Origin of the sequence: Streptomyces sp. Wb2n-11, from assembly GCF_001049855.1 — a bacterium.
Taxonomy (GTDB): Bacteria; Actinomycetota; Actinomycetes; order Streptomycetales; family Streptomycetaceae; genus Streptomyces; species Streptomyces altiplanensis.
In genome coordinates this window covers 1146452-1160613 of sequence record NZ_CVPB01000001.1, presented here as the reverse complement: position 1 = coordinate 1160613, position 14162 = coordinate 1146452, and the positions used below count along the sequence as shown (strand labels likewise).

The 14162-nt window shown below is 73.2% G+C and carries 13 protein-coding genes; 8 read left to right on the top strand and 5 right to left on the bottom strand.

The features are described from left to right. Nucleotides 1-39 precede the first annotated feature (39 nt). On the top strand, nt 40-1503 hold the full coding sequence (locus BN1555_RS05110) for an AlkA N-terminal domain-containing protein (RefSeq protein ID WP_093798260.1): 1464 nt from the start codon (nt 40-42) through the stop codon (nt 1501-1503). 11 nt (nt 1504-1514) lie between these two features. After that, a complete protein-coding gene (locus BN1555_RS05105) occupies nt 1515-2087 on the top strand; it encodes a methylated-DNA--[protein]-cysteine S-methyltransferase (RefSeq protein WP_093798258.1) in 573 nt (190 codons plus the stop codon). On the opposite strand, the gene BN1555_RS05100 is transcribed toward BN1555_RS05105, so the two are convergent. Together BN1555_RS05100 and BN1555_RS05095 are read right to left on the bottom strand one after the other, a co-directional pair. Continuing rightward, entirely contained in the window at nt 2044-3258 is a 1215-nt protein-coding gene (locus tag BN1555_RS05100) for a hypothetical protein (RefSeq protein ID WP_093798256.1), read from the bottom strand. The two genes, BN1555_RS05105 and BN1555_RS05100, sit on opposite strands and share 44 nt — an antisense overlap. Before the next feature lie 201 nt (nt 3259-3459). Next, a complete protein-coding gene (locus BN1555_RS05095; RefSeq protein WP_093798254.1) occupies nt 3460-4521 on the bottom strand; it encodes an ADP-ribosylglycohydrolase family protein in 1062 nt (353 codons plus the stop codon). Between the two features lie 334 nt (nt 4522-4855). On the opposite strand from BN1555_RS05095, the gene BN1555_RS05090 reads away from it, so the two are divergent. Further along, nucleotides 4856-5989 (top strand): glycerate kinase, encoded by a 1134-nt coding sequence (locus BN1555_RS05090; RefSeq protein WP_093798252.1) that lies wholly within the window; start codon nt 4856-4858, stop codon nt 5987-5989. A gap of 261 nt (nt 5990-6250) precedes the next feature. Here the strand turns inward: BN1555_RS05090 and BN1555_RS05085 are convergent, their stop codons facing one another. Both BN1555_RS05085 and BN1555_RS05080 read right to left on the bottom strand, forming a co-directional pair. Continuing rightward, the gene (locus BN1555_RS05085; protein ID WP_176709955.1) at nt 6251-7153 is read right to left on the bottom strand and encodes a serine hydrolase; all 903 of its coding nucleotides are present in this window, start codon (nt 7151-7153) and stop codon (nt 6251-6253) included. Further along, a complete protein-coding gene (locus tag BN1555_RS05080) occupies nt 7150-8040 on the bottom strand; it encodes a LysR family transcriptional regulator (RefSeq protein ID WP_176709954.1) in 891 nt (296 codons plus the stop codon). Before BN1555_RS05080 ends, BN1555_RS05085 begins: the two co-directional genes overlap by 4 nt. A 171-nt stretch (nt 8041-8211) precedes the next feature. Here BN1555_RS05080 and bla point away from each other — a divergent pair, with 171 nt between their 5' ends. Continuing rightward, nucleotides 8212-9162: a class A beta-lactamase gene (gene bla / locus BN1555_RS05075; RefSeq protein ID WP_093798248.1), complete on the top strand. Its 951-nt coding sequence runs from the start codon at nt 8212-8214 to the stop codon at nt 9160-9162. Between the two features lie 91 nt (nt 9163-9253). Here the strand turns inward: bla and BN1555_RS05070 are convergent, their stop codons facing one another. Beyond that, a complete protein-coding gene (locus tag BN1555_RS05070; RefSeq protein WP_093798246.1) occupies nt 9254-10453 on the bottom strand; it encodes a PucR family transcriptional regulator in 1200 nt (399 codons plus the stop codon). A gap of 181 nt (nt 10454-10634) precedes the next feature. Here BN1555_RS05070 and BN1555_RS05065 point away from each other — a divergent pair, with 181 nt between their 5' ends. Genes BN1555_RS05065 through BN1555_RS05050 form a run of 4 tightly spaced genes read left to right on the top strand, consistent with a single transcriptional unit; the run spans nt 10635 to nt 14161 of the window. Continuing rightward, complete coding sequence (locus BN1555_RS05065; protein ID WP_093798244.1) at nt 10635-11444, top strand: ABC transporter ATP-binding protein; 810 nt, start codon at nt 10635-10637, stop codon at nt 11442-11444. Beyond that, on the top strand, nt 11441-12223 hold the full coding sequence (locus tag BN1555_RS05060) for an ABC transporter ATP-binding protein (protein WP_093798242.1): 783 nt from the start codon (nt 11441-11443) through the stop codon (nt 12221-12223). The genes BN1555_RS05065 and BN1555_RS05060 overlap by 4 nt, the downstream gene beginning before the upstream one ends. Then, nucleotides 12220-13110, top strand: coding sequence for a branched-chain amino acid ABC transporter permease (locus tag BN1555_RS05055; RefSeq protein ID WP_093798240.1), 891 nt, complete (start codon nt 12220-12222; stop codon nt 13108-13110). The genes BN1555_RS05060 and BN1555_RS05055 overlap by 4 nt, the downstream gene beginning before the upstream one ends. Beyond that, nucleotides 13103-14161, top strand: a complete 1059-nt coding sequence (locus BN1555_RS05050; RefSeq protein ID WP_093798238.1) for a branched-chain amino acid ABC transporter permease — start codon at nt 13103-13105, stop codon at nt 14159-14161. Before BN1555_RS05055 ends, BN1555_RS05050 begins: the two co-directional genes overlap by 8 nt. The last annotated feature ends 1 nt before the right edge of the window (nt 14162 follow it).

The window sequence follows — 14162 nt, the reverse complement described above, 5'->3', positions numbered from 1 at the left end:
TGCCAGCCGCGGGTGTGCGGTGTGCCCGATGCTTGAGCCATGCACACCGACACCGAGCGTTGCGTACGCGCCGTGCGGTCCAAGGACTCGCGCTTCGACGGCTGGTTCTTCACCGCGGTCCTGACCACCCGGATCTACTGCCGCCCCAGCTGTCCGGTCGTGCCGCCCAAGGTCGAGAACATGACCTTCTACCCGAGCGCGGCCGCCTGCCAGCAGGCCGGATTCCGGGCCTGCAAGCGCTGTCGGCCGGACACCACCCCCGGCTCCCCGCAGTGGAACGCCCGCGCCGATGCCGTCGCCCGCGCGATGCGTCTGATCGGCGACGGCGTCGTCGACCGCGAGGGCGTGCCGGGGCTCGCCGCCCGGCTCGGCTACAGCACCCGCCAGATCGAGCGGCAGCTGCTGGCCGAGCTGGGCGCCGGACCGCTCGCCCTCGCCCGGGCCCAGCGCGCCCAGACCGCCCGCCTGCTCATCGAGACGACCCCGCTGCCCATGGCGGACGTCGCCTTCGCCGCCGGGTTCTCGTCGGTACGTACGTTCAACGACACCGTCCGCGAGGTCTTCGCGTTCTCACCCGGCGAGCTGCGCAGCCGCGGTCACAAGCAGCCGCAGACCCCCGGCGTGATCTCCCTGCGCCTGCCGTTCCGCGCCCCGCTCAACCCCACCAACCTCTTCGGCCACCTCGCCGCGACCGCCGTGCCCGGCGTCGAGGAATGGCGCGACGGCGCCTACCGGCGCACGCTCGCCCTCCCGTACGGGCACGGCATCGTGACCCTCACCCCGCGCCCCGACCACATCGGCTGCCTGCTCTCGCTCACCGACCTGCGTGACCTGACCATCGCCATCAGCCGCTGCCGCCGCCTGCTCGACCTCGACGCCGACCCGGTCGCCGTCGACGACCAGCTGCGCACCGACCCCCTGCTCGCCCCGCTCGTCGACAAGGCCCCGGGACGCCGGGTGCCGCGTACGACCGACGCGGCGGAGTTCGCGGTACGCGCGGTGCTCGGCCAGCAGGTCTCGACGGCCGCCGCCCGCACCCACGCGGCCCGCCTGGTCACCGCGCACGGCACCCCGGTCGACGATCCGGCCGGCGGTCTCACCCGTCTCTTCCCGGACCCGGCCGCGCTCGCCGGCCTCGACCCCGAGTCGCTGGCCCTGCCGCGCAACCGCCGCACCACCCTGACGACGCTGGTCTCCTCGCTCGCCGACGGCACGCTGAAGCTCGGCATCGACAGCGACTGGGAGCAGGCCCGCGCCCAGCTCAGGGCGCTGCCCGGCTTCGGGCCCTGGACGGTCGAGGTGATCGCGATGCGCGCGCTCGGAGACCCCGACGCGTTCCTGCCCACCGACCTCGGGATCCGGCGGGCCGCGCAGGAGCTGGGCCTGCCGTCCACACCGGCGGCGTTCACGGCGCGGGCGGCCGCCTGGCGGCCGTGGCGGGCGTACGCCGTCCAGTACCTGTGGGCCACCGACGACCATCCCATCAACAACCTCCCGGTATGAGGAGCACGGCCATGAAGCAGCACCGCGTTGTCGACAGCCCGTACGGCCCCCTGACGCTGGTCGCCACCGGCGGCAGGCTGTCGGGGCTCTACATGACCGGGCAGCGCCACCGGCCGCCGGAGGAGTCCTTCGGCGACCGGACCCAGGGGATCCTCGGGGAAGCCGTCCGTCAGCTCGACGCCTACTTCGCGGGCGAGCTGAAGGAGTTCGATCTGGAACCGGCCCTGGACGGCACGCCGTTCCAGCGCGGCGTCTGGGCCCAGCTCCAGCGGATCCCGTACGGCGAGACCTGGACGTACGGCGAACTGGCCGAGCGCCTCGGCAACCCGGCCGCCTCCCGCGCGGTCGGCCTCGCCAACGGCAAGAACCCGGTCGGCATCGTCGTCCCGTGCCACCGCGTCGTCGGCGCCTCGGGCAGTCTCACCGGCTACGGCGGCGGCCTGGACCGCAAGCGCAGGCTGCTGGCGTTCGAGGCGGGCGGGGCGGGAGCCGAGGACCAGCTGTTCCAGGACTCGCCCCGCCCCGCGACCTGGTCCCGCCCTACGGCCCGGTCCTGCCCGCGGTCTGGCCGGCGATCGGCGTGAAGGGGGTCGGGGGCCGGCCCGTCCACCGGTGCAGGACCGCCCGGGCCGTCTGCTTCGTCACGCCGTCCTCCACCACCGTGCCCGCCTCGGTGAGGTAGAAGCGGCCGTCGCCGAGCGAGACCAGACCGTACTGGCCACTGGACTCCCAGCCGTAGACGCCGGAGGGCTCGTGGTGCAGCCCCCGGCGGAGCAGCGGCAGGTGCCAGCCGTTCGTGGGCTCCGGCTGGCCGGTGACCCTCCCGTAGGACGGCCGCTTCGAGCCGTCGGCGACGAAGAGCGAGTAGTTCGGGAACTGCGGCTTCGCGCCCTTGTAGACGGCCATCAGCCAGTTGCCCGTGTACGCGTCGTACTCCAGGTTCTGCACGCCGTACCGGGTGTTGCCGGTGCGCACGAAGTACTTGCCGTCGACGCGCGGGGGGCCACTGGTGTGCGGGGCGCTCTCGGGCAGCGGACGCTCGTACGTGCGCCACTTGCTCACGTCGTACTGGAGCAGGACCTGGTGGTCGTTGTCCTGCCGCTTGACGTTCGAGTAGATGCCGTACGCGACGGTCAGGACGTGCTTGCCGGACTTGGCCCGGCCGCCCCGGTCCAGCTCGGGCCCGAAGGCCACTCCGTCGATCCCGCTGCACCCGTACCGGTGGTCGGGGGTGTTCGCGGTGTCGCCGTCGAACTTCCCGTCGCCGTCCATGTCGGCCGTGTAGTCGTCCACGACCTCCTGGAGATGGACCGTCGACACGACGCCACTGGTGTGCGCGTCCATGCCCATGCGGTTGATCCGGTCCACGTCGAGGACCGCGATGTAGAAGGCCTTCGCCGCCTTGTACTCCAGCGAACCGTAGACCCGGCCGTCCCTCTCGTTGAAGTCCAGGTCGCCGAGATGCCCGGTGAACCCGGACACGGAGCCCACCGGATCGCCGCGCAGATCGGTCTTGACGAGGAGGTTGGTGAAGGAGAAGTACACGAACCCCTTGCGACGGTCCACCGCCACGCCCTGCACGTGTCCGGCCTTCCAGGCACCGCCCCTTATCTCGGAGGGCAGGTGCCTCGCCTTGGCCGACCGGTCCGCCGCCGCGGACGCGGGGGGCTCCGCCGCACCGGCCGCGAGGGTGCCCTGGGCCACAAGGGCCCCGGCGGCGAGGGCAGTCAGGACTCCGCCAACGAATGGACGCATGAGGCTCTCCGGGTCTCGTCGAGGACTGAAGCGGGCTGGGGCGGGCTGGAGCGGAAGAAGGAGCGAGGGAGCGGGGGAGCGGGCGATGCCGGTCATGCTGGGCGGCGTTGTGGGCCACTCGGTGCACTCCGGTGCAACACCGGGTGAAGGCGCCGAGGCAACAGACCGTAGAGGGCACCGGCGTTGGCGGACAGGCCCGATTCAGCCGAGCGCCAGCCGGGCCGTACGGTCCGCCAGTTCGCTGATCCGCACCCCGTCGAAACCGAACACCGCGCTGCGCACCGTGTCCTCCAGCGGCCGGGTCCACTGCGGTCCGATCCCGGCCGCCCCGCACAGCACCCCGGCCACCGAGCCCGCCGTCGCGCCGTTGGAGTCGGTGTCCAGGCCGCCGCGCACGGTGAGCGTGACGGTCCGGGTGAAGTCGCCGTCGCCGTACAGCAGTCCGGCCGTGATGACGGCGGCGTTCGGGACGGTGTGGATCCAGCCGAGGCCGCCGGTCTCCTCCTCCATCTCGGCGAGCGTGTCCTCCCAGGCGACTCCGGCCGCGTGCAGGGCGGCGGTGTGACGGACCGTACGGGCGAGACGGCTGCTCGCGGGCACGCGCTCCAGCGCCGCCTCCAACGCGGCGCGCGGCCCCGGCGCGGTGAACGCGGCGGCGATCAGCGCCGCCGCCCACATCGCGCCGTACACGCCGTTGCCGGTGTGCGAGAGCACGGCGTCGCGGCGGGCGAGCGCGGCCGCCCGGTTCGGGTCGCCGGGGTTGGTCCAGCCGAAGATGTCGGCGCGGATGAGGGCACCGATCCACTCCTGGTACGGATTCTCGTAGGTGGCCGTCAGCGGCGGCCTGAGGCCGTTCGCGAGATTGCGGTACGCCGCCCGCTCGGCGGTGAAGGTCTGCAGATACGGCAGCCGCAGCAACCACAGCTCACCGACCTCCTCGGTGGTGAACGCGAAGCCGTGGGTCTCCAGGAGGTGCAGCCCGAGGATCGCGTAGTCGACGTCGTCGTCCCGGCAGCTGCCGCTGATCCTGCCGCGCACGCAGTGCGGCCATTCCGGGCGCAGTTCGAAGCCGGCCGCGGCCGGCGGGGGTTCGGGCAGGTAGTCGGTGAGGGGGAGCGCGCCGGTGAGCCGCAGGTAGCGGTCGATGCGTGCTCGTGTCCAGTGGTCGCCGCGCTCCACGGGCTTGCCGAGCATGTTGCCGGCGATTCGGCCCAGCCAGCCGCCGAGAATCCGGTCGGCGGTGTGCGTGCGGTGTGGCGTCATGCGTCGGCTCTACCCACTTCCCGTGGTCGAGCATGGGGCATTTATAGGTATTTCACCGGTATGCGAGAAGAGTGGAACGCGGTGCGGAGCGCCGTGCGCACACGGGCGGCCCTCTGGCGGCGCTCCGGCCGGCCGGAGCCGCCGCCGTCCGGGTGAAGGCCGTCCGATCGTTTTGCTGCGCATGACGCACCACTATGGGCGCCAAAAGATGACAAATCAGGTTGACGCGCCGTACGGGAGGCCGGGCCGTGACGGGTGCCCATGGGCACGGGGCCCTTCCTGCGGATAGGGTCGGGGCGGCGCGACTGCCTGTTCGAAAGCAAGGGATAGCAAGGTGACGGACGGAGCAGTAACTGAGACCGCCCGCGTGCTCGTCGCGGCGGACAAGTTCAAGGGCTCGCTCACGGCCGTGCAGGTCGCGGAGCGGGTGACGGCCGGGCTGCGGCGGGTTGTCCCCGACGTCGTCGTCGAGGCCTTGCCCGTCGCCGACGGCGGCGACGGCACGGTGGCCGCGGCGGTGGCGGCCGGATTCGAGCGCCGGGAGGTACGGGTCACCGGACCGCTCGGCGAACAGCTCACGGCGGCGTTCGCGCTGCGCGACGGCACCGCCGTGGTCGAAATGGCGGAGGCCTCGGGCCTCCAGCACCTCCCCGAGGGCGTGTTCGCACCGCTCACCGCGACGACGTACGGCTCCGGCGAACTGCTGCGCGCCGCACTCGACGCGGGCGCCCGCACGATCGTCTTCGGCGTCGGCGGCAGCGCCACCACCGACGGCGGCGCGGGCATGCTGGCCGCGCTCGGCGCGCGCTTCCTGGACGCGGCGGGCGAGCCCGTCGGCCCCGGCGGCGGTGGCCTGCGCGCCCTCGCGACAGCCGACCTGTCCGGCCTGGATCCGCGTCTCGCCGACGTGGACCTCGTCCTCGCCAGCGACGTCGACAACCCGCTGACCGGCCCGAAGGGCGCGGCAGCGGTGTACGGACCGCAGAAGGGCGCCACCGAGGAGGACGTGGCCACCCTCGACGCGGCCCTCGCGCACTACGCGTCCGTACTCGGCCCGGAGCACGAGGACTCGCCCGGCGCGGGCGCGGCCGGCGGCATCGGCTACGGCGCGCTGATCGCCCTCGGCGCGAGCTTCCGGCCCGGCATCGAGGTCATGCTCGACGTCCTGGGCTTCGCCCCCGCCCTGGAACGGGCGACCCTGGTCATCACCGGCGAGGGCTCCCTCGACGCGCAGACCCTGCACGGCAAGGCGCCGGCGGGTGTGGCGGCGGCGGCACGCGCCAAGAACGTCGAGGTCATCGCGGTCTGCGGCCGTCTGGCCCTCCCCCCGGAGGTCCTCGGCGCGGCGGGCATCCGCCGCGCGTACGCCCTGGCCGACCTGGAGCCGGACCCGGCCCGCTCCATGGCGCAGGCGGGCCCGCTGCTGGAACGCGTGGCGGAGAACATCGCCCGCGACTTCCTGACCTGACGGCCTCCGGTCCCGGGGCTCCGGCCCCGGGACCGGGATCCCGGGCGCTCGGGATCCGGCCCTGCGGGGCTGTTTCCCGCCCCGCCTCGAACCACTCCGCCTCGAACCACTCCGCTCCGAACCGGGCTCTGCCCCCGTTCCGGTCCTCAGGCGCCGGGCATCGGCGGCCCGGGTGAGGTGCGGCGCCTGCCGTGCCGCACGCGATGCCCCGCCGGGCGGCGTACGGCTCGCCGGCGAAGAAGCCCCGGCCCGGAATGCAGGCTAGAGCTGCCGGAGATGGTCGCGCAGTCCGCGGGCGACCTGCGCCATGAGGGCGTCGGCGCCCGGCTGGGTGCTCGCCGGAACGAGCGACTCGGTCAGGACGGCGACGGCGAAGGCCTGACCGTCGGAGTGCTCGACGACACCGACTTCGTGGCGGAGGTTGAGGAGGGTGCCGGTCTTGGAGGACCACGTGGTGGCGTCGGAGCTGAAGTCCGGGGCGAGCCGGTGCCGGAGCAGGTTGTGGGCCATGAGACCGCGCACGCGCCCGGCCGTTTCCGGGGGGACCGCCGACGGCGTCCACAGGGCTTGGAGCAGTTCGACCCAGGCGCGTGCGCTGCCGGTGTTGGCGCGGGTGGTGTCGAGCTGCGGCACCCGGTGGCCGCGGCCGCTGGTGCCGGCGTCGATGGCGAGGGCGTGGGCGAGATGGGCCTGGTCGGCGTCGAAGCGTTCCACTGGGGTGTCGGACAGCTCACGCATGCTGTGCCGGACGGTGATACCGCGCAGGCCGAGCTCGTGGAGGACGCCGGCGACCCGGTCGGGCGGAGTGAGGCCGAACAGCGCGTCGGCGGCCGTTCCGTCGCTCACGCAGGTGCTCAGGTAGAGCAGGTCGTCGACCGCGATCCGGGCGGGGTGGCGGAACCGGCTCAGCCCGGTGGGACCGGGCGTGGTGATCCGCCCGGGCCGTACGTCGAGCATCGTCGCCCCGTCGAGCTCGCCCCGCCGGATGCGCTCCGCCGTCGCCAGCGCGAGCGGGACCTTGACCAGCGAAGCGGAGGGCAGCTGCGTGTCCGGCTCGATCCCCAGCTCTTCCCCCGTGTGCAGGTCCCGTACGAGCAGGCAGCCGTGCAGCCCGCCGTCGTGCAGCTGCCGTCTCATGTCGTGGAGCAGTGCCTCGGTGCTCACGCCGCCGCATCTCCCGCGGTGCCCGCGCCGAGGCAGCGGGCGATGGCGTCGCCCAGGCGTGCCTCGACGTGCTGGGGGTTGCCGCCCGCGGCGACGGCCAGGGCGAACCCCCGGCCGAGCGTGATCTCCCCGATGGGCCGCCAGTTCAGGGCGAGTTCCCCGGCCTGTGCGGGGGAGCACAGCAACAGGTCGTGTGTGCAGAGGACTTCCGCCGCGGCGCTCGTCAGGTCGGCCGCCGCGACGAGCTGTGCGGGCCGCAGGCCCACCGCGTCGCGCAGCCGCGTCAGCGGGTCACGGATGTGCGGTACGTCGTCCTCCGGCTGGATCCAGACACGGCGGGCCGGGCCGGGGGAGGCCCGCCCGATCCGCAGCGTCTCCAGGTAGACGCGCTTCACGCCGGGGTCCTGGGCGCCGGCGAGCCCGAGCGGCACGGACCAGGTGGCCTCGTCCGCGGGCACCGCGAGCAGGGCGGCACGCACCTGCTGCGCGTGGACGAGCTCCATGCGCTGCGCGGGCGCCGCCACACGGAGGTCGAGCGTGACACCGTGCCCCCGCGCCTCGGCGACGAGGCGGGCCAGGCCGGCGGTGGGGCAGATGCCGGGCACCGCGAGCCGCCACGGCTTGCGCTTGGCGGCTCCCGCCTCGTGCAGCAGCACATCGGCCGCCTGCACGAGCTGCCTGGCCGCCGGCAGCATGTCCCGGCCGAAGGGGGTGAGGACGGCCCGCCGCGACGTGCGCTCGAACAACTGCTCATCGAAGCGCTCTTCCAGGGCGGCGACACGGCGGCTGGCCACCGACTGGGACATCCGGGCCGCGGCCGCTCCGACGGTGAAACCGCCGTGCTCGCTGACACTGACAAACGCGCGACACGCTCCCACCAGATCCACAGCCCGCAACTCTATGCCGGATCGGCATGGAACAGTGCGCGGGGGTATTGGACCGCATGGTCGCCCGAGGGCGAGGGTGGTCCCGGCACTCATGACCACGCACCGGGACGGGGCCGTGCCTCTCCGTCCCCTACGCGCCCCGTGTGCGGGGCGATCCGGAGGTTCTGGACCATGCAGCACACCCGTGCCCGGCGCGCCGTTCTCGGTGCCCTCGCCACGCTCGTCCTCGTCCCGCTCGTGGCCTGCGGCCAGGGCGACCCGCCGGCCCCGTCGTCCCCGCCCGCGAAGACGGCGGGGCCCGGTGCGGCCGCGAGCCGGGGGCCGGGCGCGGACGCGAAGCCGTTCACCCGCGACTTCAAGGAACTTGAGCGCAAGTTCGACGCGCGACTGGGCGTCTACGCCGTCGACACCGGCACCGGGCGCGAGATGGCCTACAACGACGGCGAGCGGTTTGCCTACGCCTCCACGTTCAAGGCGCTGGCCGCCGGTGCCGTACTGCGCAAGTACTCCCTGAGCGGCCTGGACCGGGTGATCACGTACTCCAGGGACGACCTGGCCGCCCACTCCCCCGTGACCGGGAAGCACGTCGGGACCGGGATGACCCTGCGCGCGCTGTGCGACGCCGCCGTCCGCTTCAGCGACAACACCGCGGCCAACCTGCTCCTGGACCAACTGGGCGGCCCCCACGGCCTGGACGCCGTACTCGAGGAGATCGGCGACGACGTCACCCGGATGGAGCGCCGCGAGCCGGAGCTGAACCAGTGGGCTCCGGGCGCCACGCGTGACACGAGCACGCCGCGGGCCCTGGCCGACGACCTGCGCGCGTTCGTCCTCGGAGACGTCCTCGGCAAGGGTGAACGCGCGCAGCTCACGAAGTGGCTGCGGACCAACACCACCGGGTCCGAGCTCATCAGGGCCGGGGTGCCCGGGGGCTGGGTGGTCGGTGACAAGACCGGAGCCGGCGGCACCTACGGCACCCGCAACGACATCGCCGTGGTGTGGCCCCCCGACACCGCCCCCATCGTCGTGGCGATCATGTCGAACCGCGGCGAGGAAGACGCCGACTACGACAACGAACTGATCGCGGAAGCGGCATCGGTGGTCGTGGACACGCTGTCGTAACAGGAGGCACGCGCCGCGGGCCGGCGGTCCGCGGACGGCGCGGACGGCCCGTCCGCGCCGTCCGCGTCACGGCTCGTCCATGCGGTCCGCGTCACGCCCCGGACAGCCGGAACGCGTCCAGCGCCAGTGTCATCTCGATCAGGTCCCGCGGCCGGGACAGCGAACGGGACGTCAGCTGCTCAAGTCTGCGCAGCCGGTTGAACACCGTGTTGCGGTGGCAGTACAGCCGCCCCGCCGTCCGCCCCGCCGACCCCTCGCACGACAGCCACGCGTCCAGCGTCTCCAGCAGCACCACCCGGTCCGCCGCGTCCAGTTCCAGCAGCGTGCCGAACACGTCCGCCACCAGCCGTCCCGCCAGCTCCGGCTGACTGACCACCAGGGCCGTCGGCATCCGCTCGTCCAGCCGTACGATCCCGGTCGCGTCCGGCGCACACGTCCGCAGCGCCAGATCCGCCAGCCGCCGGGCCTCGCCCAGCCCGGCGAGACCTTCCACCACCGGACTGATACCGCCCGGCCCGGGGCAGCGCGCGGCGAGGAGCTCCGACAGGGCGGCCAGCGTGGTGTCCTCGCCCAGCGAGACCACGCCCACCTCGCAGTCCGTACGCATCCGCCAGATGAACCGCATCCCGGTCCCCTGGATGCGCCGGTGGAACGGCTCGCGCCCGTCCCGCCGCTCCAGCCGCAGCACCACCACCGCGTACCGTCCCTGTTCCGGCAGGTCGAGACCGGCCGCCGCGCGGGCCGCCAGCCCCGGTGACTCCTTGCCCTCCAACAGCGCGTCGAGGAGCGCCTGCAGCCGTTCGTCCGTACGGTGGCGCAGCTCGGCCTCGGTCGCCCGGTAGGCCTCCGACGCGGTCGCGGTCTCCGCGTCCACCGCAGTGAACACCGTCGACGCGGCCCGCATCAGCACCGTGAGCTTCTCCGGACCGCTCCCTTCCGCGCTCTCCAGCAGCGCGTCCCAGATCAGATAGCCCGCCTGCCGGTAGGAGTGCACCAGCAGCTCCAGCGGAAAACCCTGCTGGGCCCGGCGCCGGCCCGTCCACTCCGCGTACTCCAGATCGCGACGCGGCTGCGACTTCGGCGCGGAGATCGCCTCGATGCCGATCCGCATGGCCTGCTCGGTCTCCTGCCAGTGCTGGTCCTGCGACAGGACCTGCGCGTACAGCGGCGAGTGCGCGTGCAGCTCGCGCATGTGCTGATCCACCAGTTCCGGCAGCCGGTCGAGCAGCGCTGTACATGCCTCGGTCAGCACCGCCCAGTCGTGTCCCGTCCGTGCTCTGCGGCCTCCCATGGGGCGAGAGCGTGCCATGAGCCGGGCTTCCTCCGACAGCCCCTGACACGCGGTGTTGTGCGCGTGCACAACCGGTCGTACGTGTGACTGGTCACCGGCAGCGGTTCGGTCATCACCCGTGGACGGCGGACGCGGCCGGTGCTGAGGTGAGCGCCACCGAACGGCCCGAGGAAGGGGTGCCATGGCCGGCGCCACATTGGAAATACGGGATCTGTCGGCGGGATACGGACCCGTGAGGGCGCTGCGACACGTGTCGCTCACGCTGCCCGAAGGGGCCGTGGTCGCCGTACTGGGCAGCAACGGAGCGGGCAAGTCCACGCTCCTGCGCGCCGTCTCGCGCACGCTGTCGTTCCACGGCGGAGCGGTCACCGCGGGCACGGTCGCCTTCGGCGGCCGGCCGCTGACCGGCCTGCCCCCCGACCGGGTGGTGGCCGCGGGGCTCTGCCAAGTACCGGAAGGGCGCCAGGTCTTCGCGCGGATGACGGTCGCCGACAACCTGCGCGCGGGCGCACTCGGCTCCACCGGCAACCGCGCCGCCCAGGCCGCCGCGCTGCGGCGCGTCCACGAGCTCTTCCCGGTCCTGGCCGAACGCGCCGGGCAGCGCGCCGGACTGCTCTCCGGCGGCGAGCAGCAGATGCTCGCGGTCGCCAGGGCGCTGATGGCCGGACCGAAACTGCTGCTGCTCGACGAGCCCTCGCTCGGCCTCGCCCCGCTGATGGCACAGCGGATCGCCGAGACGATCACCGAGATCAACGCGCAGGGCACGGCCGTACTGCTCGTCGAACAGAACGCCGCCATCGCGCTGCGCCTCGCCTCGCACGCGTACGTCCTCGACGTGGGCGAGGTCGTGCTGTCGGGGCCCGCCGGTGAACTCGCCGCCTCCGACGAGGTACGCCGCCGCTACCTCGGCGTCGTCGACGAGGCGGCCGCGGCCGACGCCTCCCGGGCCGTGGCGGCCCACCGCACCCTCAGCGTCTGGGAGGGGAGATGAGCACCGAGGCCCCGACGCTGGAAGTACGGGACCTGACCGTGCGGTTCGCCGGCCTGACCGCACTGGACGCGGTCGGTTTCACCGTACGGCCGGGAACCGTGCACGCCGTCATCGGACCCAACGGCGCCGGCAAGTCCACCTGCTTCAACGTCCTCTCCGGCGTGTACCGGGCCACCTCCGGCAGCGTCCGCTTCGGCGGTCGGGAGCTGACCGGCCTCGCGCCCCACCGCATCGCGGACCTCGGCGTCGCCCGCACCTTCCAGAACCTCGCCCTGCCGCCCGGCGCCACCGTCGAGGACAGCCTGATGCTCGGCCGCCACCGGCTCACCCGCACCGGGTTCGTCGCCGCCGGGCTGCGGCTCCCCTCCGCCGTACGGGAGGAGGCCCGGCACCGCGAACGTGTCCGGGAGATCGCCGCGTTCGTGGGACTGGATGACCAGCTCGCCCGCCCCGCCGGGACCCTCCCGTACGGGCAGCAGAAGCTCGCCGAGCTCGCCCGCGCCCTGTGCATGGAGCCCAGGATCCTGCTCCTCGACGAACCGGTCGCCGGAATGACCGCCGACGAACGCCGGGCCACCGCCGCCGTCGTCGCGGGCGTACGGGACAGCCTCGGCATCTCCATCGTGCTGGTGGAGCACGACATGGGGGTGGTGATGCGACTCGCCGACACCGTGACCGTCCTCGACTTCGGGCGGCTGATCGCCGACGGCACGCCCGCCTCCGTCCAGTCCGACCCCGCCGTCGTCCGCGCCTACCTGGGAGAGGAGGCCGCTTCATGACCACCTTCGCCGAGCTCCTCCTCAACGGGATCTCGATCGGTTCCGTCTACGCCCTGATCGCCCTCGGCTTCGTCGTGATCTTCCGCGCCACCGAGGTCGTCAACTTCGCCCACGCCTCGCTGCTGCTCGCCGGCGGCTACGTCACCGCCGTCCTGCACGACGACATCGGCTTCTGGCTCGCCCTGCTCGCCGGGATCGGCGGTGCCGCCGCCGTCGGAGCGGGGGTCGAGTTCCTGGTGATGCGCCGCTACCGGGGCTCCAACCACAGCGTGCTGGCCATCGTCACCATCGGCGTCGACATCCTCCTCACGACCGAACTCACCCGGCGCATCGGCACCGATGTGCTCGCCCTGGGCGATCCCTGGGGCGACGCGGTGCTCACCTTCGGCGGGGTGACCGTGGCACACACCCGGATCGCCGCGTTCGTCGCCGCCGCCCTGCTCATCACGGCCTTCCTGCTGGCCTTCCGCCTCACCTCCTGGGGCGTGGCGATGCGCGCCGCCGCCGAGAACTCCGAGACCGCCGCGCTGATGGGCGTACGCCTCGGCCGGGTCTCCCTCGGCGCCTGGGCCGTGGCGGGCGGACTCGCCGCCGTCGCGGCGCTCTTCCTGACCGTCTTCCCGACGCCGGGTCTCGAACGCTCCACCTCGCTCGCCGCGATGAAGGCGTTCCCCGCCGCGATCCTCGGCGGCCTCGACTCCACCACCGGCGCCCTCGTCGGCGGCTTCCTCGTCGGCGTCACCGAGTCGCTCGCCACCGGCTACCAGAGCGACCTCACCTTCCTCGGGCGCGGCATCGGCGACCTGGCTCCGTACCTCGTCATGGTCGCGGTCCTGCTGGTCCGCCCGGCCGGTCTCTTCGGTACGAAGGAGCTGGCCCGTGTCTGACCCGACCAAGCGGATCCGCCGCCCGGCGCTGTGGACCGCCGGAGCGGTCCTGCTCCTCGCGCTGCCCTTCTACCTCGACCGGTTCTGGCTCCAGGCGGGGCTCTTCGCGATGGCCGCCGCCATCGGCGCCATCGGCCTCAACCTCCTCACCGGTGCCACCGGCCAGCTCTCCATGGGCCACGCCTTCTTCCTCGCCGTCGGCGCGTACGGCTACTGCGTCCTCGCCGGGGACTCCGCCGGCGGCCTCACCGGCCTGAACCTTCCCAGCTGGCTCGCCGCCGTCCTCGCGGTGGCGCTGGCCGGGGTCGCGGGCGGTCTCTTCAGCCCCATCTCCGGACGACTCCAGGGCGCGTACCTCGGCATCGCCACGCTCGCGCTCATCTTCATCGGCCAGCACGTCCTCTTCAACGCCCACGACCTGACCGGCGGCTTCAACGGCCGCGACGTCCCCCCGCTCAGCCTCTTCGGGATCACCTTCGACGAGAGCGAGCTGATGGTGGCCGCCGTGCCCTTCGGCAGCGCCGAGAAGCTCTGGTACGTCGCGCTGCCCACCCTGGCGGGCTGTGCCCTCTTCGCCCGCGGCGTGCTGCGCGGGCGCCCCGGACGGGCCATGAACGCCATCCGCGACCACCGCATCGCCGCGGGGGTCATGGGGGTGCCCGTCGCCCGCTACCGTGCCGGGGTCTTCGTCCTCTCCTCCATGTACGCGGGTCTGGCGGGCGTCCTGCTCGCGCTGGTCTTCCAGCGGACCGTGCCGGAGTACTTCGGCATGATCCTGTCCCTCGAATATCTGGCCATGATCGTCATCGGCGGTCTCGGCTCGGTCGCGGGAGCGGTGGTGGGAGCCGTCTTCGTCTCCCTGCTGCCCCAGCTCCTCACCCGGTACAGCGACGCCCTGCCCCTGGTCTCCGCCCCCGGTACGGGCGGGGTCGCTCCGGGCGAGGCGTCCCGGTACCTCTACGGCGCCGCCGTCGTCGCGGTGGTGCTCTTCCTGCCGGGCGGCCTGGTGCGGCCTGCCCTCCGGCGCAAGACAACAACCCCAGGGGAGTAAC

Excerpts from the sequence above, each read along its gene's own strand:
- BN1555_RS05070 (WP_093798246.1), bottom strand. The coding sequence starts at position 10,453 with ATGGGAGGCCGCAGAGCACGGACGGGACACGACTGGGCGGTGCTGACC.
- BN1555_RS05110 (WP_093798260.1), top strand. The coding sequence starts at position 40 with ATGCACACCGACACCGAGCGTTGCGTACGCGCCGTGCGGTCCAAGGAC.
- BN1555_RS05100 (WP_093798256.1), bottom strand. The coding sequence starts at position 3,258 with ATGCGTCCATTCGTTGGCGGAGTCCTGACTGCCCTCGCCGCCGGGGCC.
- BN1555_RS05055 (WP_093798240.1), top strand. The coding sequence starts at position 12,220 with ATGACCACCTTCGCCGAGCTCCTCCTCAACGGGATCTCGATCGGTTCC.
- BN1555_RS05105 (WP_093798258.1), top strand. The coding sequence starts at position 1,515 with ATGAAGCAGCACCGCGTTGTCGACAGCCCGTACGGCCCCCTGACGCTG.
- BN1555_RS05065 (WP_093798244.1), top strand. The coding sequence starts at position 10,635 with ATGGCCGGCGCCACATTGGAAATACGGGATCTGTCGGCGGGATACGGA.
- bla (WP_093798248.1), top strand. The coding sequence starts at position 8,212 with ATGCAGCACACCCGTGCCCGGCGCGCCGTTCTCGGTGCCCTCGCCACG.
- BN1555_RS05095 (WP_093798254.1), bottom strand. The coding sequence starts at position 4,521 with ATGACGCCACACCGCACGCACACCGCCGACCGGATTCTCGGCGGCTGG.
- BN1555_RS05060 (WP_093798242.1), top strand. The coding sequence starts at position 11,441 with ATGAGCACCGAGGCCCCGACGCTGGAAGTACGGGACCTGACCGTGCGG.